We start from the raw sequence: 26,163 nt of genomic DNA, 5'->3' as shown, positions 1-26,163 counted from the left end.
CCGGGCGGGGCTGTTCTGCGCCTCGGGCAGGGTCAGTCGCCGACCAGACGGCGGACGACCGCGTCGGCGAGGAGCCGTCCGCGGCGCGTGAGCTCCAGCCGTCCGAGCAGGGCCTGCCGTGCGTCGACCAGTTCCTCGGCGATGAGCCCGGCGACGGCCGTGCGAGCCTCGGGTGCGAGCGTCCGGATCGGGATGCCGTCCCGCGTGCGGGTGAGCAGCAGGATGCGTTCGAGTTCCCGCGTCTCGTCGTCCAGGGTCTCCCGGCCGGCGGCCGGCGACTCCCCCGCCGCGATCCGCTGGGCGTACGCCGCCGGGTGCTTGACGTTCCACCAGCGCACCCCGCCGACGTGACTGTGCGAGCCCGGGCCGACACCCCACCAGTCCTCGCCGGTCCAGTAGGAGAGGTTGTGCCGGGAGCGGTGCGTGTCGTCCGTCGCCCAGTTGCTGACCTCGTACCAGCCGTAGCCGGCCTCGGTGAGGAGATCGTCGGCAAGCTCGTACATGTCGGCCTGCAGGTCTTCGTCGGGGGTCCCCACCACGCCCGAGCGGATCTGGCGCGCGAGTTTCGTTCCGGGTTCGACGATGAGCGAATAAGCCGACACGTGGTCCGGTGCGCAGGCGATCGCCGTCTCGAGTGAGACGCGCCAGTCTGCCAGGGTCTCCCCCGGCGTCCCGTAGATGAGGTCCAGGCTGACGCCGAGGCCGGCCTCGCGAGCCCACTGCACGACGAGCGGCACCCGAGCCGGATCGTGCGTGCGCTCGAGGGTGGCGAGCACGCTCGGCACGGCGGACTGCATCCCGAAGGACACCCGGGTGAATCCGGCTTCGGCGAGCGTGCGGAGGTAGGTGGCGTCGACGGAGTCGGGGTTGGCCTCGGTCGTCACTTCAGCGCCGGGAGCGAGGTCGAAGTTGTCCGTCACGCCTCGGAGCATGCGGACCAGGTCGTCAGCGGGGAGGAGGGTCGGCGTCCCGCCACCGAAGAACACGGTCGAGACCGGACGGTCGGGGACGGTCGATGACGCCAGGACGGACTTGCCGAAGCGGAGTTCCGCGACCGCCTCGTCGGCGTAGTCAGACTGCTTCGCGCCGCGGAGCTCGGTCGCCGTGTAGGTGTTGAAGTCGCAGTAGCCGCATCGGACCCGGCAGAACGGCACGTGGAGGTACACCCCGAAATTGCGCTCGTGGGCACCGACGGCCGCCGTCTCCGGGAGGAGTCCGTCGGACGGGGCCGGATCGGCGAGTGGGAGGGCGCTCGGCACGGTCCGTCGCTCAGACGCCGCGCGACGGCAGGAGTGCGCGGAGGTAGGCGTCGTTCATGGTCTTGCGGCGGCGCTTGGAGCCGACGAGCTTCGCGGCACCCTTCGTCGGGCGGAAGAACGAGCGCACGACGATCCAGACGGAGTCGTCCTCGCGCTGCTCGATCGTGAAGGACTGCTCGCCGCTCTCCGGATCGCCCTCCATTGTGCCGATGGCCAGGCTCACGTGACCCGGCTCCTCGGTGACGGAGATGACGCGATGCGGCCCGACGAGCGGTTCCCCGCCGACGGTGCCGGCGAAGACGACCGTCGTGCCCGGCGTGATGAACGGCGTGCCGTCCTCGGCGAAGCGTTGCTCCTCGTGCGTCTCGATGGGTTCCAGCGGCGTACCGTCCTCGGCGAAGGCGATGCCGCCGTACTGCACGCCCGTGCCGGGGTGCACCTCGGAGATCTCCACGCCGCTCGAGCGGTGCAGTCCCCAGGTGAGGAGGGCGCTGCTCGCGAGGGCGAACCGCTCCTCACCGCTCCCGAGGCGGAACTCGTCCTCCGACGGCACGTAGCCTTCCGGCGGGTACTGCATGAGGTCGGCGCGCTGGGTGGCACCGACGGCCGCGTAGTCGACCGCCTCGTCCTCGAACGAACTGCGTCGTGCGTTCACTTCTTGTCCTTCGTCTCCACGTCCCCGGAGAGCGCTGCGATGAACGCTTCCTGAGGCACCTCGACCTTGCCGACCATCTTCATCCGCTTCTTGCCCTCCTTCTGCTTCTCGAGGAGCTTGCGCTTACGGGTGATGTCACCGCCGTAGCACTTGGCCAGGACGTCCTTGCGCATGGCACGGACCGACTCGCGGGCGATGATCCGCGCACCGATGGCGGCCTGGATCGGCACCTCGAACTGCTGGCGCGGGATGAGCTTCTTCAGCCGCTCGGTCATGAGCACGCCATAGGCGTACGCCTTCTCGCGGTGGACGATGGCGCTGAACGCGTCGACCTGGTCGCCCTGCAGCAGGATGTCGACCTTCACGAGATCGGCGGCCTGCTGACCGGAGGGCTCGTAGTCGAGCGACGCGTACCCCTGCGTGCGGCTCTTCAGGTGGTCGAAGAAGTCGAAGACGATCTCACCGAGCGGCATCGTGTACCGCAGTTCGACGCGATCCTCGCCGAGGTACTCCATGCCGAGCAGCGCACCTCGACGGCTCTGGCAGAGCTCCATGATGGTGCCCACGTAGTCCTTGGGGGCGAGGATGCCCACCTTGACCATCGGCTCCGACACCTCGAGGATCTTGCCGGAGGGGAACTCGCTGGGGTTCGTGACGGTGACCACCTGCTTGTCCTCCGTCTTCACCTCGTAGGTGACCGACGGCGCGGTGGCGATGAGGTCGAGGTCGAACTCGCGCTGCAACCGCTCGGTCACGATCTCGAGGTGGAGCAGGCCGAGGAAGCCGACGCGGAAGCCGAATCCGAGGGCGACGGAGGTCTCCGGCTCGTAGTTGAGCGAGGCGTCGGAGAGCTTCAGCTTGTCGAGCGCGTCGCGGAGGATCGGGTAGTCGCTGCCGTCGATCGGGTACAGACCGGAGAAGACCATCGGCTTCGGGTCGGTGTAGCCCGGGAGGGCGTCGGTCGCCGGCTTCACCGCGGTCGTGACGGTGTCGCCGACCTTCGACTGCCGGACGTCCTTCACGCCCGTGATGAGGTAGCCGACCTCACCGACGCCGAGGCCCTTCGTGGGCGTCGGCTCCGGCGAGCTGACGCCGATCTCGAGGAGGTCGTGCACCGCGCGCGTCGACATCATCTGGATGCGCTCGCGCGGACTCAGCTGGCCGTCGATCATGCGGACGTAGGTGACGACGCCACGGTAGGTGTCGTAGACGGAGTCGAAGATCATGGCACGCGTGGGTGCGTCCGGGTCGCCCACCGGGTTCGGGATGCGGCCGACGACGCGGTCGAGGAGTTCCTCGACACCCATACCGGTCTTGCCGGACACCCGCAGGACGTCTTCGGGCTTGCCGCCGATGAGGCTCGCGAGCTCCTTCGCGTACTTGTCGGGGTCGGCCGCCGGGAGGTCGATCTTGTTGAGCACCGGGATGATCTCGAGGTCGTTCTCGAGGGCGAGGTAGAGGTTCGCGAGTGTCTGCGCCTCGATACCCTGTGCCGCGTCGACGAGGAGGATCGCCCCCTCGCAGGCGGCGAGCGACCGCGAGACCTCGTAGGTGAAGTCGACGTGGCCGGGTGTGTCGATCATGTTGAGCGCGAAGGTCTCGCCGTTGAGCGACCACGGCATGCGCACGGCCTGGCTCTTGATGGTGATGCCGCGCTCGCGCTCGATGTCCATGCGGTCGAGGTACTGCGCCCGCATGTCGCGGTCCGAGACGACGCCGGTGATCTGCAGCATGCGGTCCGCCAGGGTCGACTTGCCGTGGTCGATGTGGGCGATGATGCAGAAGTTCCGGATGAACGCCGGGTCGGTCGATGCCGGCTCGAGGGCCTTCACTGCTTGGGGGCTCACGCGTTCCTCGGGGTCAGGGGTGGAATCGGGCAACCCTCATTGTCCCACGGCGGGGAGCACCCGTGCTGCGGTACCCTGGATTGCCAGAACTCAGCCCGACTGGTAATGTTGCCTGTTGGCTTGCGTGTGAGTTGAGACCACACGAGAACTCGCTTGAAGACGCCCTCTTCCGTCCGACGGCACCGAACATCATTTCCTCGAACCGAAAGTTGACCCAACGTGGCAAACATCAAGTCGCAGATCAAGCGCATCGGCACCAACAAGAAGGCCAACGAGCGCAACAAGGCCGTCAAGAGCCAGCTGAAGACCGCCATCCGCGCAACCCGTGAGGCCGTCGTCGCCGGCGACAAGGCTCAGGCTGAGTCCGCGCTCAAGCTCGCCTCGAAGAAGCTCGACAAGGCCGTGAGCAAGGGCGTCATCCACGAGAACCAGGCAGCGAACCGCAAGTCGGCCATCGCCAAGCAGGTCAACGCGCTCTAAGCGACACCAGCTGCAAGGCCCCGGCGTTCCTCGGAACGTGCGGGGCCTTTCGCGTTCCCGGGGCATTCCGTTCCCTGAGTACACAGCGGTCCCTGAGCGCAAACGGGGTCCCTGAGCGCAAACGGGTCCCTGAGCGCAAACGGGTCCCTGAGCGCAAACGGGTCCCTGAGCGCAAACGGGTCCCTGAGCTTGTCGAAGGGCATCCCGCCCGCCGCCACGGCCTGGTCGGCGGGCTACCGCTCCGACAGATCGACCCCGCGTGCCGCGATGACGCCGACGAGCCGCTCGAGCGCGAACACCGGGTCGCGGCTCGCGCCTTTCACTCCGGCGTCGGTCTCGGCGAGCATCTGCACCACGCGGCCGATGCCGGCATCCGTCCAGCCGGACAGGTCCCGACGGGCGCGGTCGACCTGCCACGGTGCGAGGCCGAACTGCTGCGCGATCTGCCCGGACCCGCCGCGTGCCGACGACACCTTGGCCATCGTGCGGATCTTCATCGCGAACGCGGCGACGATCGGCACGGGGTCGGCACCCGAGTCGAGCGCCTGCCGCAGGGCGAGCAGCGCTTCCCCGTGTCGTCCGGCGATCGCGGCGTCGGCGACGTCGAACGCGCTCGTCTCGAGTCGACCGCCGTAGTACTTGTTGACCGTCTGCTCGGTGATCTCCTCGGACGCGTCGGCCATGAGCTGACTGCACGCGGCTGCGAGCTCGGCGAGGTCGTCGGAGAAGGCTCCGACGAGTGCCCGGAGCGCCTGGGGCGTGATGCGACGACCCGCCGTCTTGAACTCCGCCGCGGCGAAGTCGGCCTTGTCGCTGTCCCGCTTGAGTTCGGTGCAGACGATCTCGACACCGCCACCGGTGCCTGAGCGGATGGCGTCGAGCAGCTTCTTGCCGCGCACGCCTCCGTTGTGCCGCAGCACGAGGTAGGCGCCCTCCGGCGGTGCTTCGAGATACCGGATGGCTTCGGTGAGGAACTGATCGGAGCACTTCTCGACCTGGCTGACGCGGACGAGCCGGGGCTCGCCGAAGAGCGACGGGCTCGCCACGGTGAGCAGCTCGCCAGGGGCGTAGCTGTCGGCTGCGACGTCGTTGACCTCGAGGGAGGGGTCTTCGGAGACGAGGAAGTCGCGCAGTCGGCGGATCGCCCGGTCGGCCAGGAAGGACTCCGTGCCGGACACCAACACGATCGGCGCCGGGCGGATCTCCGACCAGCCGAGCTGCGGGATCGCCGCCGAGGCTTTGGCCGCCGTCTTGGCCTTGCCGCGACCGGCGGAACGTGGTGCAGCCACAGCGGCTCCTCTCGACCGTCCGAGTCTACCGGCGACCGCCGACGCCAGACGGGTCGGGGACGGCAGCTCACCCGCCGCGCTCCGACCACACGCGGAACCCGCCGCCGTCGCCTGGGCCGAGGACGATGATCCCCGACTCGTCCGTGCGGAGGACCTCGGCACCGGTGGCCTCGTACAGCTCGAGCGCTGAGCGCGTCGGGTGCCCATAGCCGTTGTCGGCCCCGACGGAGACGAGCGCAACGGTCGCACCGACCCGGCGCGCCAGGCGGTCGCTCTGATCGGCGGAACCGTGATGCGACACCTTGACGATGTCGACCGCGTCCCCGAGCGCGTGTCGTCCGAGCAGCCGGTCCTGCGCTTCCTCACCGAGGTCGCCGAGCAGCAGCACCGATGCGGCGAGGAGGTCGAACCGGACCACCACGCTCGCGTCGTTCCCCGGTTCGACGCCACCTGCCGCGGGGTCCGGCCACAGGACGCGCCACGGCGCCGCGCTCTCCGGAACCCCCAGCACCCCCTGGTCCCCGGCGCCGGCCTGTCGCACCTCCGCACCGGCCGCTCGGAGCACTCGTGCGATGCGCTCGTCCTCCGGGTCGTCGACCGGCCCGAGCAGCACCTCGTCGACCCTGCCGACGACCGCGTCGAGGCCTCCGACGTGGTCCAGGTCGTAATGGGTGAGGACGAGCAGTTCGATGCGGGACACCCCGAGTTCGTCCAAGCACGCGCGGAGCGGTTCGGGGTCGGGACCGACGTCGACCAGGGCGGTGGCGCCGCCCTGTCGCAGGAGGACCGCGTCCCCCTGACCGACGTCGCAGGCGGCGACGATCCAGTCGCCCGGCCGGTGCAGGGCCGGCCCGAGTCCGTCCCCGACCGCCCGACCGCACAGTGCCACGAGCGCCACGACAACCGCCACCCCGATCGTCCTCGACCACCTCGGGGGCAGGTCCCGACGGAACAGCAGGAGCGTGGCGATCAAGACGGTCGGCACGGTGACGAGCACGACGCCCAGCGGCCCCTCCGGCCACGGCACCCGCGCAGCAGGGACGCCCTCGAACCACCGGGCCACCGCTGCGATCCAGGTCGCCGGCACCCACCCGAGCCACGCGACGAGCCATGCGAGTGGTGGTGCGAACGGGACCAGCAGGCAGGCGAGCAGCCCGAGCATGGTCGCGGGCGCTGCGGCCGGGCCCGCGAGCAGGTTCGCGGGGACACCGCCGAGCTGGATCGCGGGGTCGAGGAGGACGAGCATCGGCTGGCAGGCGAGCTGGGCGGCTGCCGGGATCGCGATGAGGGCCGCGATCCCTCGCGGCAGCCACCTGCCCAGCAGGTCCGTGAGGGGTCCGCTCAGGAGCAGCAGACCACTGGTGGCGAGCACCGAGAGCCCGAACCCGTACTGCCCGGCCAGCCAAGGGTCGGCGACGAGGAGGACGACCACCGCCAACGACAGCGCGGCGAGGCCCCTGATCGGCCGCCCGAAGCCGCCCATCACCAGGACGAAGGCAGCCATGAGAGCCGCCCGCTGCACGCTCGGTTGGGGCGTCACGAGGACAACGAAGGCGACGAGGCACAGCAGGGCACACGAGATCCTGAGCTTCCGCCCGCCGCCGAGTGCCGCGACCGCGGTGCTGACGAGCCACACGATGACCGCACAGTTCGCTCCGGACACGGCCGTCAGATGCGAGAGTGAACTGCGCTGCATCGACTCCGTGACCGCGTCACTCACCTGACTCACATCGCCGATCGCGAGGCCGGGCAGCAGTTCCCCACCCGGGCCGGGCAAGGTGGACGCGAGCCCGACGAGGCCGGAACGGAGCGACGCCGACCAGTCGAGGATCGCCGGCGGCTCCCCCAGCAGCTCGGGTTCCTCCCGTGCGAAGAGCAGCGCTGCCCGCGCATCACCCGGCGCGTTCCATCGGAGCGAGCCGTCGACGCGCCAGCGCTCGCCGATCCTCGGCGCCCGATCCGCCGGCACCGGCGCGAACACGAGGACCGGGACCGAGAGGTGCTCCAGGATACTGTGGTCTCCACTGGCCGTCACGAGGTCGGCCGCGAAGCGGATGCCGGACCCCGTCGTGACCGAACCGGTGGGCACAGCGTCGCCGGTCACCACGACCTCGGCATCCACTGGAGCGTTTCCGAGCGCTTGCAGCGCCTCCGGCTGCCGGTCAGGCGCGCGCGCGGCGATCGAGGCCGCGACCATGCCGAACAGCGCCGCGGCGCACGCGCACAGCAGGAGTGTCGTGATGACGACAGACCCTGTCCGACGCTCCCCCGGGCGATACTCCGCACGGCGACGCCGGACGACCGTGCTGCACCCGAGGCAGGCGGAGGCGACGAGGAAAGCGACCAGTACCCCACCCCAGGCCAGCGTTGGAGCCGCGCTCCAGACGGCCGCACCGACCCAGGAGACCGCCGCCGGGATGAGCAGGCGCGGGAACCGCATCGCGCTCTCACCTCGCCCGGACGTCGGTCCGGTGTCCGCGTCTGCGGTCACACCGTCGCCGCCGCGCGAAGCCCCTCGAGGGTCTTCGCGCCGATGCCTTCGACCGCGCTCAGGTCGTCGAGGGTGGCGAACGGGCCGTTCGCCTCCCGCCAGGCGACGATGCGTGCGGCCAGGGCTTCCCCGATCCGCGGGAGTGCGGTGAGTTCGGCCGCGGATGCCGTGTTCACGTTGACGAGCTGCGAGCCGGACGGACTCCCGGCAGCCGACCCGCTCGCGCCTCCGCCAGGTGGCACCTCGCCGACCACTGGGACGTACAGTTGCTCGCCGTCGTTCACGAACCGTGCGAGGTTCACGGCACCGGTGTCCGCTTCCGGCAGGAGGCCACCGGCGGACGCCACCGCGTCGAACGCACGTGATCCGTCCGGCAGCCGGTAGACACCAGGGGCCACGACCGCTCCGAGGACATGGATGAACAGCTCCCCCGTCGCTGAGCCGGCGGGCGCGGTCGCTCCGGGAGTCGCGCCGGGAACGGGGCTCGCATCCGCCGACAGCTCCGCCCCTCCGATCGTCCTGACCACCCCGCCTGAGGTGAACAGCGAGACGAGGATGGCGACGACGAGGGCGGCGATCACCAGCACGACGACCGCGCCGGCACGGAACTCCGGGCGCGGTAGTTCACGCAGCAGGCGGCGTGTGGCCGAACGACGGGACGGCACCGGGTGGGACATGGGTTCCGGTTCGATGGTCATCCTCGAACGCTACGAGCCCGGACGCCCCGAACCACACGCTCGCCGTCGCCATGGACACCGAACACGCCGCGACCGCACCTGTGGAGCGCGGTTGACACGCGCGTCGAGGCCTGACGTCCAGCCCCGGCCCCCACCTCGCGGCGAAGAGCCCTGCTACCGTCGAGTCTCCGGCGGGGGCCGGTGAAACGGGGGCATCATGCAGGCGAAGTCACGTCGACAGGCTTGGCTGACGGCGATCCTCATCGCCGCGGCGCTGGTGCTGGACGTCTCCATGCACCTGTATCCGCTTCGGCTCATGATCCTGGACTTCGAACGAATCGATGGCACCGGAGTCCCGCCTGCAGAGGCAATGCGGTTCCCGGAAGGCACCGCGCTGCTGAGCGCGCGCAGCGAATGCGCGAACGGCGGGTGCTGGTCACTCTTCACCGTGCGACCCCCAGCGGGCGCCGACCGAGTGGCCTTCGAGGAGATCTATCTCGTCGATCGTGGCCGGATGGACGGCACCCTGTGGGATCCGAGGCCGATCACCGTGTCGGCGGAGGAGTTCGGCAATGATGTCTGGGTCGTGCGCGGAGACTACTGGAGCGATTCATCGTGGCGGCCGAGCAGCTGAACGTCAACGCGCGCAGTTCGTGCCGCACGCGTTAAGACTCGATGGGTGCCGGACATGTCATCAGTGACGGTGTTCACTCGAGGGGGTTTCCATGGATGATCTTGACGCACAGATACAACGATCCGCGCCGCGCGCTTTCGGAGAGGATGCGGAAGCCGCCGAGTGCGCTCGTTTCGTGGCCCAGGAAGCTGCGTTCCGAGCACGACCTTCCGGTGTGAGATCCCGATACAAGCGCTACCTCAGCATCCTGGGTTTGACTGCCGGACTCATCACGGTCGGCGTGAGTGCTGCGGCGGCGGCCCCCGCGGTCTTCGACTGGGTTGGATGGGCGCCTGAAGCCACGGTGCAACGATCGTTCGACATCGGCGAGGACGGCGCGGTGTGTCAGCTCGTTGCGCGAGTGGTCCCCGAATACCGGAGCATCAGCACGGCTGAGGCCGATCGCCGCACGCAAGAAGCCCGCATCTTCCTGACCGAATACGACTGGGACAGGGTCGTCGCTTCGATCACCACAGCCGACATCGACGCAGCGCTCGCCATCGAACAGGCTCGACGCGCGGAACTGACAATGATCGCCGAGGTAAATGGAACCACGCCGCCACCAGCTGCAACCCCGGAATCCGTGGCCGGAAACCTGATGGCGACGAAGATCTTCGATGCATTCGAGAAGGCTGGCTTCCTGCGAACTGGGACCTCGATCGACGTCGCCGGCGACTGTGGCGAGACCGCGGAGGATGCGCAGTGACCGACGCGAAACGTCGCGCCCGCCAGGAACGACTGGAGACACTTCACCAGGACAACGCGGCCGATGTGCTGTCGTTCCTCGGCCGACGGGTCACGACCCCGGCAGACGCCGCCGATGCGCTGAGCGAGACCTTCATCGCAGCATGGAGACACATCGATCGGATGCCAGCGGACCCCGTACAGGCGCGGATGTGGCTCTTCGGAGTCGCACGCCGGGTGGCGTCGAATGCCCGCCGCAGCTCTGATCGCAGGGACGCACTCACCGCTCGTCTGGGCGAACACCTCGAAACGCTCCAGCCGACGCAGACGGACGACACCGCCGAATCCGTGCTGGCGGCGATCTCCGAGCTCCCTCGGAATCAAGCAGAACTGATCAAACTCGTGCTGTGGGACGGGTTCACGGTCATCGAGGCAGCAAGCATCGTTGGTGTGCGTGAGTCGACTGCCCGTGGCCGATACCAGCGCGCGCGTCTGCGTCTCCGCCAGCTGTTGCAGGATCCGGGCGAGCAGGACGTGCGCGTTCGCGTCCCGCTCGAGAAATCAGCCGCGCATGTCGACCATTGATCGAGGACGTCTGCTTGTCGATTCCCTCGACCTCCGACTGCAGCGGATCCATCCGTTGAGAGGAGGTCAGGCCGCTCTGCCCGCGTCGGCCCGCTCTCGTGTCGAAGATCGCCCGAACCAGATCCACAGGGGGCGAGCCGTGGCGAGGATGAGCACCGCGAACAGGCTCTGATTGATGACGCCGAACCACGACAGTCCGCCGAGCAGAACGAAGACGGTCCAGTTCACCGCGATGTCAGCGACGATCACCGCGATTCCGAGCACGATGCCGGAGCGCCGTCGAAGGATGATCAACACAGCGGTGATGGGGTCCAAGACCGTGAGCGTCACCCAGAACAGCCGGACGCCGGGCGGGAAGCCGCCGTAGACGTCCAACCCGCCGAGGATCAGATCCGCGGTGTGCGTGATCGTTCCGATCAGGAAGCCGATCACCCACAGGATCTGGAACACGCGGAGCGTTCGTACTGATGGGGCGAGAGCGATCACTCGGTCATGCTACCGAGGAAGCACGGGCAGCCGCTCGGGACCCGATCTGAGAACAGGCTGCCGTCGGATGGGACACGGGTCCGACTCGATGGTCGTGCCCGAGCGCGACGAGCGCGTTCGGGGCAGGCCACAGGGCCCGCCCCGAACCGCATCAGCCCTTCGTGGCGATGCTCACCACGCGCGGGGCACGCACCACGACGTTGATGATCTCGCGGTCGCCCACGGAACGCTGCACAGCCGCACTCGCGCGTGCGAGCTGCTCGAGCTCCTCGCCGGAGATCTTCGGCGACACCTCGAGCCGGTCGCGGACCTTGCCGTCGACCTGCACCACCGCGGTCACCTGGTCCTCGACCAACAGCGACCGGTCGGCCTTCCGCCACGGCACCAGCGAGATCGACGGCTGGTAGCCGAGCTTGGCCCACATGTCCTCGGCGGTGAACGGTGCGAAGAGGTCGAGCGCCATGGCCGTCACCTCGGCGGACTCGCGCACGGCGGGGTCGCCAGCGCCGGGCCCGGCGTCGATCGCCTTCCGCGTCGCGTTGACGAGCTCCATGAGCCGTGCCACGACGACATTGAACTTGCCCGCCTCGATGAGCCCGGGAGCCTCCGCGAGGAAGTGATGCGTGACCTTCCGCAGCTTCTCGTCGCCGTCCTTCCAGGCGACGTCGGGCGAGCTGGTGACGTCGTGCGCGACCCGCCAGGCGCGAGCCAGGAACTTGGCCGAACCGGCCGGCGAGACGTCCGCCCAGTCGATGTCGTCCTCCGGAGGACCGGCGAACGCCATCGTGACGCGCAGGGCATCGGCGCCGTACGATCGCAGCTCCTGGGCGAACTCCACCAGGTTGCCCTTGCTCTTGCTCATCTTCGAACCGTCGAGGATGACCATGCCCTGGTTGAGGAGCGCGCTGAAGGGCTCGGTGAAGCCGACCTTGCCGAGGTCGAACAGGACCTTCGTGATGAACCGCGAGTAGAGCAGGTGCAGGATCGCGTGCTCGACACCGCCGACGTACTGGTCGACCGGGGCCCACTTGTCGGCCTCCTTCGGGTCGAACGCGATCTCGTCGGAGGTCGGGTTCAGGAACCGGAGGAAGTACCACGAGCTGTCGACGAAGGTGTCCATCGTGTCGGAGTCGCGCTTCGCAGGCTTCCCGCACGACGGGCAGTCCACGTTGATCCAGTCCTCAGCCGCCGCGAGCGGGCTCATGCCCTTCGGACGCAGGTCGAGACCCGCGGCATCCGGAAGCCGCACGGGGAGCTGGTCCTCGGGGACCGGCACCTCGCCACAGGCGTCGCAGTGGATGATCGGGATCGGCGTGCCCCAGTAGCGCTGTCGAGAGATGAGCCAGTCGCGGAGGCGGTAGTTCTTCGTCTTCGCGCCGAGGCCGCTCGACGCGAGTGCAGCCGTGACCTTCGGGATCGCGTTCGCCTTGCTCAGGCCGTCGAAGGGGCCGGAGTTCGTCAGGCGACCGTCGCCAGTCAGCGCGACACCCGTCTTGGCGGGATCGATCGACGGGAGGTCCTCCGGCAGCTCACCGTCGACGATGATCGGGATGGCACCGGTGACGGGCTGGGTGGTGTCCACCACGACGCGCACGGGCAGGTCGAACGCCCGCGCGAAGTCGAGGTCGCGCTGGTCGTGCGCAGGGACCGCCATGATCGCCCCGTGACCGTAGTCGGCCAGGACGTAGTCGGCCGCCCAGATCGGCAGGCGCTCGCCACTCAGCGGGTTGATCGCGTAGCGCTCGAGGAAGACGCCGGTCTTCTGGCGGTCGGTCGCGAGCCGCGCGATCTCGCTCTCACCCTTGACGCTGTCGAGGTAGGCCTGGAAGCGCCCCTTGACCTCGTCGGAGGTGTCGGCGACGAGCTCGGCTGCGAGCTCCGAGTCGGGCGCCACGACCATGAACGTCACGCCGTACAGCGTGTCGGGGCGGGTCGTGTACACGGAGACCGGCTCGGCACGACCCTCGATGGAGAACGAGACGTCCGCACCGTTGGATCGACCGATCCAGTTCCGCTGCATGCTGAGGACCTTGGCCGGCCAGGTGCCCTCGAGCTGGTTGAGGTCGTCGATCAGGCGGTCGGCGTAGTCGGTGATGCGGAAGTACCACTGGGTGAGCTTCTTCTTCGTCACCTCGGCGCCGCAGCGCTCGCAGTGTCCGTCGACGACCTGCTCGTTCGCGAGCACGGTCTGGTCGTTCGGGCACCAGTTGACGGGGCTCGCCTTGCGGTACGCGAGGCCCTTCTCGAACAGCTGGAGGAACAGCCACTGGTTCCACCGGTAGTACTCGGGGTCGCTCGTGTGGAGCTCGCGGTCCCAGTCGAACGAGGGGCCGTACTGGCGGAAGCTGGCCTTCTGCTGCGCGATGTTCGCGTAGGTCCACTCGCGCGGGTCGACGCCGCGCTGGATGGCGGCGTTCTCCGCGGGGAGACCGAACGAGTCCCAGCCGATCGGGTGCAGGACGTTGAAACCCTGGTGACGCCAGTACCGCGCGACGATGTCGCCGAAGCCGAACGCCTCGGCGTGACCCATGTGCAGGTCGCCCGAGGGGTACGGGAACATGTCGAGCACGTACTTGCGCGGACGTTTGTCGGCAGGGTCGCCTGCTGCGAAGGGCTTCAGCTCGTCCCAGACGGGAAGCCACTTCTCCTGGATCGCCTGGAAGTCGTACCGCTCGCCGTCTCGGCGGTCGTCGGTGTTGCGCTCGTCTGACACGTCACTCTCAATCACTGCAGGTGCTGGGGGTGGAAGCCCGTGGGCTGCTCGCACGGCGCTCGGCCGCAGGATGGACGGGCTGGAGCGCACGACGGCGCTCCGTCCAACGGTCAAGCCTACCGGGATTCGGCAGGCGGACGTCCGACGCCGAGTGCCGCCAGCGGGGCCGCCGCCTTGGTCCACGTCTCCTCGAGCTCCTCCCGGGCGTCGGACAGCGCCGTGATGCCACCACCCGTGCCGATCGACGCACCCTGCGGATCGATCACGATCGAGCGGATGACCATGGCGAGGTCCATCGATCCGTCCGCGGACAGCAGGCCGAAGGCGCCGGCGTACACCCCGCGCGGTCCCGCTTCGAGGTCGTACAGCAGCTCCATCGCCCGGCGTTTCGGGGCCCCGGTCATCGATCCGGCCGGGAACGCCACCTCGACGACGTCGAGTGCGTCCAGTCCTGTGCGCAACCGTCCTTCGACGGTGCTGACGAGTTGGTGCACCTGCGGGTAGCTCTCGACGTGATGGAGAGCCGTGACCGCCACGGAACCCAGCTCGCAGACTCTGGAGAGGTCGTTCCGCATCAGATCGACGATCATGAGGTTCTCCGCGCGCTCCTTGGGACTCGCCAGCAGATCGGCGCGCCGGCGGGCGTCCTCCTCGGGATCGGCACCTCTCGGCCGGGTCCCCTTGATCGGCTTCGTCCGGACGCGGCCGTCGGCCCAGACCTCGAGGAACTGCTCCGGTGACGCGCTCGCGACACTGATCGAACCGAACCGGAGGAAGCCGCCGTGGTGCGTGGGGCTCGTCCTGCGCAGCCGCAGATAGGTCGCGAACGGGTCGTGGACCCCGTCGACGCGCAGGTGGTTCGTCAGGCACAGCTGGTAGGCGTCCCCACGGGTGATGTGCTCCTGGCACCGCTCGACGAGCCGCACGTATGCGGCATCGCTGTGACGGGGCGCGCAGACCCCGCCGGACGCCTCGGCCACGGGAGGAGGCTCGGTCGCCCTACTCAATCGCTCGACGGTCGTCGCGATCCAGTCGGGATCGTCCGACGAGATCGTCACCGTCCGCGCCGCATGGTCGAACCGCACCTGGTCGTCGAGGCGCAGGAAGAGCGCGTCCGGGGAGGCCGCCGCGTGCGACGGAACCCCGACGAGCCCTGCCCCCGACTCGTAGCCGAACCACCCGACCCAATCGCCCGGGTCGCCCTCCGCACGCACGGTACGGAGGGCGTCGAGGATCGTCGTCCGGTCGACCGAGGCGGACACCGGGGTAATGCGCTCCACCGTGCCGAGCCGGACGTCCGCGACGAGGCGTTCGGTCCCGCGTCCGATGAGACTGACGCCGGTCCGGGAGCCCTGGCCCGAATCCAACCAGGCCGCCCAGGGTTCGTCAGCGAACACGCGTCGGTAGACGTCCTCGGGCTCGGACCAGGCCGGGAGGACGACCTGCCGGCGCGCTCCGGTGGATCGCATCAGCCGACGGCCGCGATCGGCGGCGCGACGATCCGGAGGCGACCGGTCACGAGGCTGTCGGGGACCGGCGTGTGGGAGATCACGATGACCGCACGGCCCTCGGATCCCGCGACACCGAGCAGGTCCTCGAGCAGGGCGGTCGCGCGCTCGGGATCGACGTTGGCGGTCGGCTCGTCGAGCACGAGCACGGGGAACTCGCGGAGGAGCGCACGGGCGAGGGCGATGCGTTGCGCCTGCCCTCCGGAGACGAGCGCGCCGTGCTCCCCCACCGGGCGGTCGAGTCCGCCGCGTTCGGCGAGCCAGGACGAGAGCCCGACCCGCTCCAGCACGGCCTCGAGTTCAGCGTCGTCGGCCGTGTCCCTGGCGAAGAGGAGGTTCTGGCGGATGTCGGCGTCGAAGAGGAACGGACGCTGCTCGACGAGCCCGACCGACTCGCGCAGCGTGTCCGGGCGGAGGTCGCGTGCCTCGACGCCGCCGACGCGGTACCCACCCTCGTACTCGAGGAAGCGGACGAGGGCGTGCGCCAGGGTGGTCTTTCCGGCTCCGCTGTCGCCTTCGACGAGCAGCCGGTCGCCGGCCGACAGCCGGAAGCTGATCGGTGCGAGCGCCGCCGTCGTACTCCCGGGCCACCGCGCGCTGAGGTGCTCCGCCTCGAGCATGACGCCGTCGAAGGTCGGCGTGAGGATGCTGCCGGTGTCCTCGTCCGGGATCTCGTCGGGTCGATCGCTCGGGACCGCGTCCGCCACGCGCTCGGCGCTCGCGACCGCCTCCCGCCAAGCCCCGAACGCGAGGGGCACCATCGCGCAGACCTCGAACACGGCGAGCGGGACGAGGACGATCACGGTGAGCGCGGGGCCGCCGATCGTTCCCAGCGCCGGCATGCCTGCCCACAGCGCCGCGACGACGGACGCCCCGGAAGCCAGGGAGAGGACGGCGCCGGCAACCCCGGCGCCCGCGGCCCGCCGCACCATCGCGCGCGTGAGTGCCGCGTCGGCATGTTCGATCCGTGCCCGCGCGGCGTCGACCGCGCCGTAAGCGGTCAGCACGTCGAGCCCGGTCACGAGTTCGAGCAGGGCTTCCGACAGCGCACCGCGCAGCGGCGCGAGTTCGCGTTCGGCGCGCGCCGCCACCCGACTCACGAGCAACCACGAGACGAGGAACGCCGCGACGAGGCAGACCGCGAGCGCGATCCCGGCGGCCGGGAGCAGCACGGTCGTGAGGATGACGGAGGCTCCGGCGACGACACCCGAGACCACCAGTGGTTGGACGACCCGCAACGGCACGTTCTGCAGCTCGTCCACATCGGTCACCAGGCGGGTGAGGAGGTCGCCCCGGCCGGTCAGCTGCAGTCCGTCGGGAGCCACCGGGATGACGCGTTCGATCATGCCGGCGCGCAGCTGCGCCAATTGACGGAATGCAGCATCGTGGCTCAGCAGGCGTTCGAGGTATCGGAAGGACGCCCGGGCCAGAGCGAACGCGCGCACCCCGACGACGGCGACACCCAGCTCGACGATCGAGGGCTGCTCGGCGGCCTTCGTGATGAGGAACGCGCTCGAAGCGAGGAGGGCGACGGCGGCGCCCGCGGAGAGGATGCCGGCCAGGAGGCCAGGGACGAAGCGGCGAGCCGGCGGCTGCGCCAGTCGGATGATCTGTCGGACGCGCTCATCCATGGAGCATCACCTCGTCGTCCTGGACGCGTTCCGACCGCTGGCAGATCTCGAGCACGACATCCGCGTGTTCGACGATCGACGGTCGATGGGTGATGACGATGACGGCCGCCCCGGCCCGAGCGGCGTCGCGCGCGGCGTCGATGACGAGCGCCTCGGACGCGGCGTCGAGCGCCGAGCTCGGTTCGTCGAGCAGCAGCACCGGCGTTCCGGCATCCGCCGGGGTGCGCCGCAGCCGGTACAGGGCTCTCGCGATCGCGATCCGTTGCGCCTGTCCACCGCTCACGCCGTCGCCGACTGCGCCGATGGGGTGTCCGAGTGGCAGCGCGGACAGCCCGAGTGCTGACAACGCCTCGACGATGAGCACCTCGTCGGGTGCGTCATCGCCCAGCGCGACGTTGCTGCCGACCGTCCCCGCGATGAGGACCGGACGCTGCGGCGCCCACGACAGCCAGCGTCGTCCACCAGGCGTGGGCGACATGCGTCCTCCGTCGTGCAGGATCGATCCGGTGGCGTCCACGAATCCGAGGATCGCCGACGCCATGCTCGTCTTCCCGGCTCCGCTGGCGCCGACGACAGCCGTCACCACGCCGGCCGGGAACGTCGCGTCGAGGTCGTCCAACACCCGCAGCTCGTCGTATTGCACCCCGAGACCGTCGAGCACCAGGCCAGACGTCCGGCGAACGGAGTCGCCTGCTGTCGCCGGTGCGCCGAGCTGATCAGGAACGGACGGGGATTCGCGGACGGCCTTCGCCTCATCGAGGATCTCGAAGACCTCCTCGGCGGCGGTGACCCCCTCCGCGGCAGCGTGGTAGTTCGCGCCGACGTTCCGCAGTGGCAGGAAGGCCTCCGGGGCCAGGATCAGGACGAAGAGCCCCGTTCCGAGGAGGAGCGAGCCGTCGAGGAGCCGGAGGCCGATGCCGACCGCGACCACGGCGACGGCGAGACTCGACAGCAGTTCGAGGGCGAAGCCGCTCACGAACGAAAACCGCAGGACCTTCATGGTCTCGACGCGGTACTCCTCGGTGACGGTTCGGACCCGCTGCACCTGCCGGTGCTGCCGACCGAACAGCTTGAGGGTCGCCATGCCCGCGACGAGCTCGAGGAACCCGCGCGACAGATGGGCCAGGGTCTCCCACTGGCGCCGCTGCACCGCCTGGGTCGCGAATCCGATGAGGATCATGAAGACGGGGATCAGCGGGAGTGTCACGATCACCGTGATGCCGCTGAGCGGGTCCTGGAAGAAGATCACCGCAGCGATGATCGGCATGGCGATCGCCGTGAGGATGAGCTGCGGGACATAGCGACCGAAGTACGCGTCCAGGGCGTCGAGCCCGCGGCCAGCCACGGTCGTCAGGGCGGCAGAGCTCCGACGCGAGACCCAACCCGGCCCGAGCGTCTCGAACGCGCCCGCGAGGGCCCGTCGCAACTGACTGCGGACGATCGCGGAGCCACGGGCGTTCACCGAGTCGGATGCCAGGACGGTCCCGGCACGCAGCACCACGATGCCGATCAGCAGCCAGAGCGACGGCAGGAGCTCCTCGACCGGATCCCCCGCGATCGACCGGGACACGAGCTGGGCCACGAACCAGGCGAACCCGAGCGTGCAGGCGGTCTGGACGAGCGCGATGACCGCGCCGAGTCCGAGGATCGACCGGGCTCCGCGGGCATAGCGGAGCAGTCGCGGATCGAGGGGGCGCACGATGACAGGTTAGTGCGCGGCGGCTTCGATGTGCTTCCGCGTGATGCGCTTGCGGAACACCCAGTACGTCCATCCCTGGTAGGCGAGGATCAGCGGCAGGAAGATCAGGGCGGTCCACGACATCACCGTGAGGGTGTACTCCGTCGAGGAGGCGTTCGCGATCGTCAGGCTGTTCGCCGGGTCGTTGCTCGCCGGCATCACCGCTGGGAAGAGCGCGGTGAACAGAGTGAGCACGGCCGCCGCGACGGTCACGGCCATGAGCGCGAACGCACGGCCTTCCAGCCCACGGCTGTTCGCGAACCAGGCGCTGATGAGCGAGACCGCTGCGATGGCCGCGAGGATCAACACCGGGAGCGAGAAGTGCGCCAGGACGGTCCACCCGAGGAACGACGCGGCGAGCATGATGGCGACGAGCCCGGCGCGGCCCGCGAGGCGGCGAGCGCGCTCGCGGATGTCGCCCTCGGTCTTCAGCGAGGCGAACACGGCTCCGTGGGCGAAGAAGAGCACGAGCGTCGTGAGACCGCCGAGGATGCCGTACGGGTTGAGCAGGGTGAAGAGCGTACCGGTGAAGTTGTGGTCGGCATCGAGCGGGACGCCCTGGACGATGTTCGCGAAGGCGACGCCCCAGAGGAAGGCCGGCAGGGCCGAGCCCACGATGATCATGAGGTCGAAGCGCCGTTTCCAGGAGGCTTCCGGCCGCTGGTGCCGGTACTCGAACGACACCCCTCTGATGATGAGCGCGAGGAGGATGAACAACAGCGGGAGGTAGAAGCCGCTGAACAGGGTCGCGTACCACTCGGGGAAGGCGGCGAAGAGGCTCGCACCGGCGACGATCAGCCAGGTCTCGTTGAGGTCCCAGACCGGCCCGATGGTGTTGATGAGCATCCGGCGGTCGGTCTCGTCCTTCCCGAGGAAGGGGATCGTCATGCCGACGCCGAAGTCGAAGCCGTCGAGGACGAAGTAGCCGACGAACAGTGCGGCGATGATCCAGAACCAGAGAATCGTGAGGTCCATGATGTGCTCCTAGTAGACCGTGGTCGCGGGGGCGGCGGGCTTCTGCACGCCGTCCTCGTCGGGTTCGGACAGCTCGATCGGGTCGGGCCCGGCCTTGATCGTCTTCTTCAGGAGACCGAACTCGACGACGAGCAGCGATCCGTAGACGACGGTGAAGGCGATCAACGAGATCAGGACATCGAGGCCGGTGGTGTTCGGCGAGACCGCGTCCTCCGTCTTCAACAGGCTGAAGACGATCCACGGCTGGCGGCCCATCTCGGTGAAGACCCAGCCCATGGTCATGGCGAGGAACGGCATCGGGACGGCCCAGACCGCGACGCGCCACATCCAGCGCTTCGGCTCGCGGCCCTTGCGAGTGAACCAGAGACCGGCTGCCGCGACGAGCATCGAGGCGAGGCCGAGGCCGATCATCCAGCGGAACGCCCAGTAGGTGACCCAGATGACGGGCGAGTAGTCGCCCGGACCGTAGAGCTGGGTGTACTGCGCCTGCAGGTCGTTGATGCCCTCCACCGTGCCGTCGAAGGTGTGGGTCGAGAGGAACGACAGGAGGTACGGGATGCGGATCGAGAAGAGCTCGTGGACACCGTCGGGTGTGCCGAGGGTGAAGATCGAGAACGAGGCGTCGGCACCGCTCGCCGTGTTGTACATCGCCTCCGCAGCCGCCATCTTCATCGGCTGGGTCTCGACCATGGCGAGGCTGAGCTGGTCGCCGGCGAGCATCGTGGCACCACCCGCGAGGAGCATGCTCCACGCACCGACCTTGAGCGCCGGGCGCATCGCCTCGACGTGCTGGCCCCGGGCGAGGTGCCAGGCCGCAGCGGTGATGATGACGGCTGCGGAGACCATGAAGCACGCGAAGATCGTGTGCGGGAAGGCGGCCAGGGCGACCTTGTTGGTCAGCAGCTCCCAGATGTTCGTGAGCTCGGCGCGGCCTCGCTCCTCGTTGATCCGGAAGGCGACCGGGTTCTGCATGAAGGCGTTCGCCGCGATGATGAAGTAGGCCGACAGCACGGTGCCGAGTGCCACGATCCAGATGGTGGCGAGGTGCAGCTTCGGTGACAGCTTGTCCCAGCCGAAGATCCAGAGTCCGATGAACGTCGCCTCGAGGAAGAACGCGAGCAGGCCCTCGAGTGCCAGCGGCGCGCCGAAGACGTCGCCGACGAACCTGGAGTAGGTGGACCAGTTCATGCCGAACTGGAACTCCTGGACGATGCCCGTCACGACGCCCATGGCGAAGTTGATGAGGAAGATCTTCCCGAAGAACCGCGTGAGCTGCAGGTAGTGCAGCTTGCCGGTCCGGACCCAGGCGGTCTGGAACCCGGCGACCGTCACGGCCATGCCGATGGTCAGCGGCACGAAGATGAAGTGGTAGACGGTGGTGAGGCCGAACTGCCAGCGGGACAGCAGTAGCGGGTCGAGTAGGTCGTTCACGATGAACACTCCATTTTTCGCGGCATCCAGGGAAGGCGGCGCAGGTGCGGCCCGATCGGGGTGGTCATCCCCGTGGCTTCGATCCATGTCGTCGACACCAATCGTACCCGAATTCGCGCCTGTGGTCAGACCACACATCCAAGGGTGTCCTAACAGGGGTTTCGGAGCCCGTCCCACACCTGCCGCACTAGGCTTCGATCCGTGAACGACGTGCTCGGCTGGCTCCTCGACCTGGTGCAGAGCGTCGACCCCGTGACGCGCACGATCCTCGCCGGCGTCGGCATCATGCTCGAGACCTCGGTCCTCGTCGGCCTCGTCGTCCCGGGCGACACAGTCGTCATCGTCGCCAGCACCGCCGTCGTCGGACCCGTCCAGTGGATCTCGATGATCCTCGTCGTCATCACCGGAGCGCTCATCGGCGAGTCCGTCGGGTTCGCGCTCGGCCGCTTATTCGGCCCGCGCATCCGTACCAGCAGACTCGGCCGCCGCATCGGCGAGCGGCACTGGGCCCGTGCTGAGCGCTATCTCGACCGGCGGGGCGGCATCGCCGTCTTCATCTCGCGGTTCCTCCCGGTCCTGCACTCACTCATCCCCCTCACGGTCGGGATGAGCACGATGAGCTACCGACGCTTCATCTCCTGGACGCTGCCCGCCTGCGTCATCTGGTCCTCGGCCTACGTCTCCGTCGGCGCATTGGCCGCGGGCAGCTATCGCGAGCTGTCGGACCGCCTCCACTGGGCGGGCTACGTCTTCGTCGGCATCATCGTCGTCTTCGCCGTCGTGGTCCTCGTCGTGAAGCGACTCCTCCAGCGGAGCGAGGAGCGACACATGCTGGCCCAGGAGGACGCGACACCACCCGACGACGGCTCGACGCCCCAGTAGCAGACGACCGTCATCGCCGCGAGACGGCGGGCCGGACGCACCGGCATGACAGACTGAACGCGTGAAGGCATCCGACGATCGTCCAACGGCCTCCTCCGACGCCGCCGAGCAGATCCGGCACTTCGCCGCACGGATGGAGGACGCCGTCCAGTTGCGCCGCCAGCGTCGTGCGAGGCGGCACGGGCGCGAGGCGGCGGTCATCCCCTTCACCGGCTACGGATCGACGTCCTGGATCCGTGTCCTGGCCAGGGTCGTCCTGGCGGAACCGGGCAAGACCACCGTCCAACCGCAGCAGAAGGTGCGCGGCTGGAAGAGCTTCTTCGCGCTGAGCATCGCCGACCCGACGGTCGAGGTGGAGGTCGACGGACAGCGTCACACGGTCACGGGCGACCGGGGCGGAGTGGTCGACGCGGTGGTCCAGGTGTCACTCACCCCCGGCTGGCACACCCTCCGCCTGAGTTCGGAGGGCAGCGACCCGGTCGAAGCGCCGGTCTTCATCGTCGCCGACGACATCGAGTTCGGCATCGTGTCCGACATCGACGACACCGTGATGGTGACGGCGCTCCCCCGCCCACTCGTCGCGGCCTGGAACACCTTCGTCCTCGACGAGCACGCCAGGACACCGGTGCCCGGCATGGCGGTCTTCCTCGAGCGCACGGCCCGCGAACACCCGGGCTCCCCGATCATCTACCTCTCCACCGGCGCCTGGAACGTCGCCCCGACGCTGACCCGGTTCCTCTCGCGCAACCTCTACCCCGCCGGCGCCCTCCTCCTCACCGACTGGGGTCCGACGCACGACCGCTTCTTCCGCAGCGGTCGCGAGCACAAGCGCAACAACCTCGACCGGTTCGCCGAGGACTTCCCGCGTCTGCGGTGGCTGCTCGTCGGCGACGACGGACAGCACGACGAAGCCCTCTACCGGAGCTTCGAGGAACGCCACCCCGACCGCGTCGCCGCCGTGGCGATCCGTCAGCTCTCCCCCGGTGAGGCGGTCCTCGCCGGTGGGCGCTCGAAGGTCGGTGCCCAGCACGAGGGCGCCCCCTGGGTCTACGCGGGGAACGGCGCAGAACTGCTCGACCAGCTCCACGACAAGCTCTGACGGCACCGATGTCCGTCGTCCCCGTCCTGCGCATCAGATCGCGGCTGCCTCTGCTCCAGGTGCTGAAGACGGCGCTGGCCGCCGTCGCGTCCTGGATCGTCGCGATCACGATCATCCCGGGCCAGCTCCCGGTCTTCGCCGCCATCGCGGCGATCCTCGTGGTGCAGCCGAGCGTCAACCAGTCGTTCGGGAAGGCGCTCGAGCGCAGCCTCGGGGTCATCACGGGCGTCATCCTCGCGACGGCCATCGGGATCGTCTTCGGACACTCCGCCTGGATCGTGCTCCTGGCCATCGTCATCTCCATCCTGCTCGGATGGGTCCTCCGCCTCGGGCCCGGATCCGCCAACCAGATCCCGATCAGCGCGATGCTGGTGCTGTCGATCGGCGCTGCGACCCCGGACTACGCGGTCGCGCGGATCGTCGAGACCGTGCTCGGCGCGGGCATCGGACTCCTCGTCAACGTCGTCCTCGTCGCACCGGTCCTCCTCGCTCCCGCGAAGGAGGCGGTGACCACCCTCGCGCTCGCGTGCGCCGACACCCTGGACCATCTCGCCACCTCACTCACGCGTGCGAACACGGACGCGGAGCTGGTGGCGCTGCTCCAGGAGGCCCGGGCGTTGAAGCCCCTGCGAGACCGGGCGATCGCCGCGGTGAAGGAAGGTGATGACAGCCTGCTGCTCAACCCTCGTCGATCGAGGCACCGTGACGAGCTCGACCGTCAGCGCCTGCTGCTGCGTCGACTGGAGCCGGTCGTCACGAGGACGCTGGGCATGGCGCGCTCGGTGCACGATCACGACGACCCGACCCTGCATGAGGAGCCGACGGTGGCGGACATCGCCGTCGAACTGACGCGGGCGGCCCACGATCTCAGGCTGCTGGTGAACGGTCGTGCCGCGTCCGACGAGCCGCCGACCGAGACCGCGGAGATCCCGGCGCTGACCGCTCCCCTCGTGATCGCCCGCCCGCACCCCCAGCACTGGATCCTCATCGGATCACTCATGGAGGACCTCCGTCGCGTGCGCGACGAGATCGTCGGCGAGCCGACCTGAGCCGGCCGGATACACGAAGGGCCGGTGGAGCGATGCTCCACCGGCCCTTCGACGTCCTGGGGCTACGCCTGGTGCGCGGCCTGCAGTTCGATGGTGATCGTGACGTCGTTGCCGAGCAGCACGCCGCCGGTCTCGAGCGCCGCGTTGTAGGTCAGGCCGAAGTCCTCGCGGTTGATCTCGGTGGTCGCCGTGGCGCCGAACTTGTAGTTGCCGTAGGGGTCGGTCGCGAAGCCGCCGAACTCGACGGTGAAGGTGACGGGCTTGGTCACGCCCTTGATCGTGAGGTCGCCGTCCACCAGGAAGTCGTCGCCCTTGGCGCGGGCGCCGGTCGAGACGAAGTCGATCGTCGGGTAGGTCTCGGCGTCGAAGAAGTCGCCGGTGCGGAGGTGACCGTCGCGGTCGGCCTGGTTCGTGTTGATCGATGCGACCTCGGCGGACGCGGTGATCTTCGTCTCGAGGGGGTTCTCCGGCGTGACGAACGTCGCGTTGAAGCGCTCGAACTTGCCCTTGACCTTCGAGACCATGATGTGGCGGATGCTGAAGCCGACCTCGCTGTGCGTGGCGTCGACCTCCCAGGTGCCAACCTTGTAGCCGGGAATCGTCAGGGTGTCGGTCATGCGGTACTCCTTGCGTCGATGTGCGGCGCGCTCGCGCCACGTTCTATTCAAACGCACGGACCTGGGAGCTATTCCCGCATCCCCGAGAAATTCTCCTCACCGACATCAGCGCGACATCGGCCGGAGCGACGGCAGGCCGAGCCGGACGCGCAGCAGTCGGTGCGCCGCGTCGGCGACCGTCGACTCCGGAATCCTCCCGGACCTGACCGCGGCGGCGATGTCGGCGACGAGCACGGCCGGATCGACACCGGTCGACGACGGCTCCGCCCCGAGGACGTAGAGCAGCATCGTGTTGCCGGCGGCCACGGCGCGGATCGCGTTCTCCGAGGGGTTCTGGTACTCCGGCAGACCCGTGTGCTGCAGCATGAGCATGTCGTCGGTGATCGTGACACCGGTGAAGCCGAGGTCGTTCCGGAGGCGCTCGTGCCAGGCCGCCGAGAGCGTCGCCGGTACGGCGTCGACCGCCGAGTAGACCAGATGGCCGAACATCACGACCTCGGCCCCGGCGTCGATACCGGCGACGAACGGCAGGGCATCGGTCGCAGCCCAGTCCGCGGCACCGATGGCGGTCGTCGGGACCGTCGAGTGCGAGTCTCCCGGCGCCTGGCCATGGCCGGGGAAGTGTTTCAGCGTGCTGAGCACCGCACCCCGCTCACCACGGACGGCCGCGGCAACCCGCTCCGCCGAGGCGTCCGGCGTCGTCCCGAGGGCACGGTCGTAGATGAAGGAGCTCGGATCGGCGGTCTCGTCCGCGACGATGCCGAAGTTCACGGTGCAGCCGGCACCGGCGAGCATCACAGCGCGTTGGCGGAACGCCTCCTCGCTCGCAGCGGCCGGTTGCGACTTCAGGGTGTCGGCAGCGGCGAAGACGTCCTCGTCGATGCGCCGGACATCGCCGCCCTCCTGGTCGATGCCGATGAGCAGCGGCATGGTCGGGTCGGGGCTGAGGGCGCTCGTCACCGCGGGCAGCCCCGCGAGACCCGGCACGTTGTCGCCCATGATGATGAACCCGCCCGGCTGATACCGCTCGACGAACGCCCGGAGCGTGCCCGGGTCGGTGCCCGGGGCATGGAGCATCAACATGGATGCGATCCGCTGCTCGAGGGTCATCGCGGCGAGTTCAGCGGCCGCACGCTGGTCGGCGACAGCCGGAGTCGTGCTGGTGGGACGGCTCGACGGCTTCGGGGATCCGGGCTCCGTGCACCCGGACAGGCCGAGGACGGCACCCGCCGCCATCGAGGCGCCGATTGCGAGAAACCCTCGTCGTCCCAGCTGCACCGGCCCACTCTAGGCTCGGATCTTCCACGCAGGCTGGGCGTCGCTCCCGGTGTGGCAGGAGTGACGAATGTGACATCGGCGGCTACACTTGCGTGGGTGACCGCCAGGATGGACGC

The 26,163-nt window shown here is 69.0% G+C and carries 22 protein-coding genes; 7 read left to right on the top strand and 15 right to left on the bottom strand.

The window, feature by feature from the left end:
• Positions 1–32: 32 nt before the first annotated feature.
• From hemW to lepA, 3 genes are read right to left on the bottom strand one after another with little or no spacing between them, the layout of a single operon-like run.
• Entirely contained in the window at positions 33–1,259 is a 1,227-nt protein-coding gene (gene hemW, locus EAO79_RS12740; protein WP_079705747.1) for a radical SAM family heme chaperone HemW, read from the bottom strand.
• A 10-nt stretch (positions 1,260–1,269) separates the two neighbouring features.
• A complete protein-coding gene (locus EAO79_RS12735; RefSeq protein WP_241160874.1) occupies positions 1,270–1,914 on the bottom strand; it encodes a DUF1990 family protein in 645 nt (214 codons plus the stop codon).
• Positions 1,911–3,761, bottom strand: a complete 1,851-nt coding sequence (gene lepA / locus EAO79_RS12730) for a translation elongation factor 4 (RefSeq protein WP_079705746.1) — start codon at positions 3,759–3,761, stop codon at positions 1,911–1,913. The genes EAO79_RS12735 and lepA overlap by 4 nt, the downstream gene beginning before the upstream one ends.
• Positions 3,762–3,980: 219 nt before the next feature.
• Here lepA and rpsT point away from each other — a divergent pair, with 219 nt between their 5' ends.
• The gene (rpsT, locus tag EAO79_RS12725; RefSeq protein WP_064295571.1) at positions 3,981–4,241 is read left to right on the top strand and encodes a 30S ribosomal protein S20; all 261 of its coding nucleotides are present in this window, start codon (positions 3,981–3,983) and stop codon (positions 4,239–4,241) included.
• A 233-nt stretch (positions 4,242–4,474) separates the two neighbouring features.
• On the opposite strand, the gene holA is transcribed toward rpsT, so the two are convergent.
• The 3 genes from holA to EAO79_RS12710 form a co-directional block, all read right to left on the bottom strand.
• Positions 4,475–5,530, bottom strand: a complete 1,056-nt coding sequence (holA, locus tag EAO79_RS12720) for a DNA polymerase III subunit delta (RefSeq protein ID WP_071260815.1) — start codon at positions 5,528–5,530, stop codon at positions 4,475–4,477.
• A 67-nt stretch (positions 5,531–5,597) separates the two neighbouring features.
• The gene (locus EAO79_RS12715) at positions 5,598–8,021 is read right to left on the bottom strand and encodes a ComEC/Rec2 family competence protein (RefSeq protein WP_124769210.1); all 2,424 of its coding nucleotides are present in this window, start codon (positions 8,019–8,021) and stop codon (positions 5,598–5,600) included.
• Positions 8,018–8,719: a helix-hairpin-helix domain-containing protein gene (locus EAO79_RS12710; protein WP_241160873.1), complete on the bottom strand. Its 702-nt coding sequence runs from the start codon at positions 8,717–8,719 to the stop codon at positions 8,018–8,020. The genes EAO79_RS12715 and EAO79_RS12710 overlap by 4 nt, the downstream gene beginning before the upstream one ends.
• Before the next feature lie 196 nt (positions 8,720–8,915).
• On the opposite strand from EAO79_RS12710, the gene EAO79_RS12705 reads away from it, so the two are divergent.
• From EAO79_RS12705 to EAO79_RS12700, 3 genes are all read left to right on the top strand, one after another.
• The gene (locus tag EAO79_RS12705) at positions 8,916–9,332 is read left to right on the top strand and encodes a hypothetical protein (protein ID WP_124769209.1); all 417 of its coding nucleotides are present in this window, start codon (positions 8,916–8,918) and stop codon (positions 9,330–9,332) included.
• 91 nt (positions 9,333–9,423) lie between these two features.
• Positions 9,424–10,077, top strand: coding sequence for a hypothetical protein (locus tag EAO79_RS19110; RefSeq protein ID WP_164486941.1), 654 nt, complete (start codon positions 9,424–9,426; stop codon positions 10,075–10,077).
• Complete coding sequence (locus tag EAO79_RS12700; RefSeq protein ID WP_164486940.1) at positions 10,074–10,640, top strand: RNA polymerase sigma factor; 567 nt, start codon at positions 10,074–10,076, stop codon at positions 10,638–10,640. Before EAO79_RS19110 ends, EAO79_RS12700 begins: the two co-directional genes overlap by 4 nt.
• Before the next feature lie 66 nt (positions 10,641–10,706).
• Here the strand turns inward: EAO79_RS12700 and EAO79_RS12695 are convergent, their stop codons facing one another.
• The 7 genes from EAO79_RS12695 to EAO79_RS12665 all read right to left on the bottom strand — a co-directional run bounded on the left by EAO79_RS12695 (position 10,707) and on the right by EAO79_RS12665 (position 21,122).
• Positions 10,707–11,126, bottom strand: a complete 420-nt coding sequence (locus EAO79_RS12695) for a hypothetical protein (protein WP_124769207.1) — start codon at positions 11,124–11,126, stop codon at positions 10,707–10,709.
• Positions 11,127–11,277: 151 nt separating this feature from the next.
• Positions 11,278–13,839: a leucine--tRNA ligase gene (gene leuS / locus EAO79_RS12690; RefSeq protein WP_206428233.1), complete on the bottom strand. Its 2,562-nt coding sequence runs from the start codon at positions 13,837–13,839 to the stop codon at positions 11,278–11,280.
• A 116-nt stretch (positions 13,840–13,955) separates the two neighbouring features.
• Positions 13,956–15,308, bottom strand: a complete 1,353-nt coding sequence (locus EAO79_RS12685; RefSeq protein ID WP_124769205.1) for an anthranilate synthase component I family protein — start codon at positions 15,306–15,308, stop codon at positions 13,956–13,958.
• Positions 15,308–16,978 carry a thiol reductant ABC exporter subunit CydC gene (cydC, locus tag EAO79_RS12680; protein WP_124769204.1) on the bottom strand — a complete coding sequence of 557 codons (1,671 nt, stop codon included), beginning with the start codon at positions 16,976–16,978 and terminating at the stop codon, positions 15,308–15,310. The genes EAO79_RS12685 and cydC overlap by 1 nt, the downstream gene beginning before the upstream one ends.
• The gene (gene cydD / locus EAO79_RS12675; protein WP_124769203.1) at positions 16,971–18,677 is read right to left on the bottom strand and encodes a thiol reductant ABC exporter subunit CydD; all 1,707 of its coding nucleotides are present in this window, start codon (positions 18,675–18,677) and stop codon (positions 16,971–16,973) included. The genes cydC and cydD overlap by 8 nt, the downstream gene beginning before the upstream one ends.
• Positions 18,678–18,686: 9 nt before the next feature.
• Positions 18,687–19,691, bottom strand: coding sequence for a cytochrome d ubiquinol oxidase subunit II (gene cydB, locus EAO79_RS12670; RefSeq protein WP_124769202.1), 1,005 nt, complete (start codon positions 19,689–19,691; stop codon positions 18,687–18,689).
• Positions 19,692–19,700: 9 nt separating this feature from the next.
• Positions 19,701–21,122: a cytochrome ubiquinol oxidase subunit I gene (locus EAO79_RS12665; RefSeq protein WP_079003899.1), complete on the bottom strand. Its 1,422-nt coding sequence runs from the start codon at positions 21,120–21,122 to the stop codon at positions 19,701–19,703.
• A gap of 201 nt (positions 21,123–21,323) precedes the next feature.
• Here EAO79_RS12665 and EAO79_RS12660 point away from each other — a divergent pair, with 201 nt between their 5' ends.
• From EAO79_RS12660 to EAO79_RS12650, 3 genes are all read left to right on the top strand, one after another.
• Complete coding sequence (locus EAO79_RS12660; RefSeq protein WP_124769201.1) at positions 21,324–22,004, top strand: DedA family protein; 681 nt, start codon at positions 21,324–21,326, stop codon at positions 22,002–22,004.
• Positions 22,005–22,137: 133 nt separating this feature from the next.
• Complete coding sequence (locus EAO79_RS12655) at positions 22,138–23,103, top strand: App1 family protein (protein WP_079706285.1); 966 nt, start codon at positions 22,138–22,140, stop codon at positions 23,101–23,103.
• 8 nt (positions 23,104–23,111) lie between these two features.
• Positions 23,112–24,152: an aromatic acid exporter family protein gene (locus EAO79_RS12650; RefSeq protein ID WP_124769200.1), complete on the top strand. Its 1,041-nt coding sequence runs from the start codon at positions 23,112–23,114 to the stop codon at positions 24,150–24,152.
• A 62-nt stretch (positions 24,153–24,214) separates the two neighbouring features.
• Here EAO79_RS12650 and EAO79_RS12645 read toward each other — a convergent pair whose 3' ends face one another.
• Positions 24,215–24,769, bottom strand: coding sequence for a YceI family protein (locus EAO79_RS12645; RefSeq protein ID WP_124769199.1), 555 nt, complete (start codon positions 24,767–24,769; stop codon positions 24,215–24,217).
• 105 nt (positions 24,770–24,874) lie between these two features.
• Positions 24,875–26,047, bottom strand: coding sequence for a glycoside hydrolase family 3 N-terminal domain-containing protein (locus EAO79_RS12640; protein WP_241160872.1), 1,173 nt, complete (start codon positions 26,045–26,047; stop codon positions 24,875–24,877).
• Positions 26,048–26,163 lie beyond the last annotated feature (116 nt).

Origin of the sequence: Plantibacter sp. PA-3-X8, assembly GCF_003856975.1 — a bacterium.
Taxonomy (GTDB): domain Bacteria; phylum Actinomycetota; class Actinomycetes; order Actinomycetales; family Microbacteriaceae; genus Plantibacter; species Plantibacter auratus.
Note: the sequence above shows the minus strand (reverse complement) of the source record. Positions and strands in the feature narration are given on the sequence as shown.

Coding starts and splice junctions, on each gene's coding strand:
- EAO79_RS12710 (WP_241160873.1), bottom strand. CDS start 8,719: ATGACCATCGAACCGGAACCCATGTCCCACCCGGTGCCGTCCCGTCGT.
- EAO79_RS12705 (WP_124769209.1), top strand. CDS start 8,916: ATGCAGGCGAAGTCACGTCGACAGGCTTGGCTGACGGCGATCCTCATC.
- EAO79_RS19110 (WP_164486941.1), top strand. CDS start 9,424: ATGGATGATCTTGACGCACAGATACAACGATCCGCGCCGCGCGCTTTC.
- EAO79_RS12685 (WP_124769205.1), bottom strand. CDS start 15,308: ATGCGATCCACCGGAGCGCGCCGGCAGGTCGTCCTCCCGGCCTGGTCC.
- cydC (WP_124769204.1), bottom strand. CDS start 16,978: ATGGATGAGCGCGTCCGACAGATCATCCGACTGGCGCAGCCGCCGGCT.
- cydB (WP_124769202.1), bottom strand. CDS start 19,691: ATGGACCTCACGATTCTCTGGTTCTGGATCATCGCCGCACTGTTCGTC.
- EAO79_RS12655 (WP_079706285.1), top strand. CDS start 22,138: ATGGAGGACGCCGTCCAGTTGCGCCGCCAGCGTCGTGCGAGGCGGCAC.
- EAO79_RS12650 (WP_124769200.1), top strand. CDS start 23,112: ATGTCCGTCGTCCCCGTCCTGCGCATCAGATCGCGGCTGCCTCTGCTC.
- EAO79_RS12645 (WP_124769199.1), bottom strand. CDS start 24,769: ATGACCGACACCCTGACGATTCCCGGCTACAAGGTTGGCACCTGGGAG.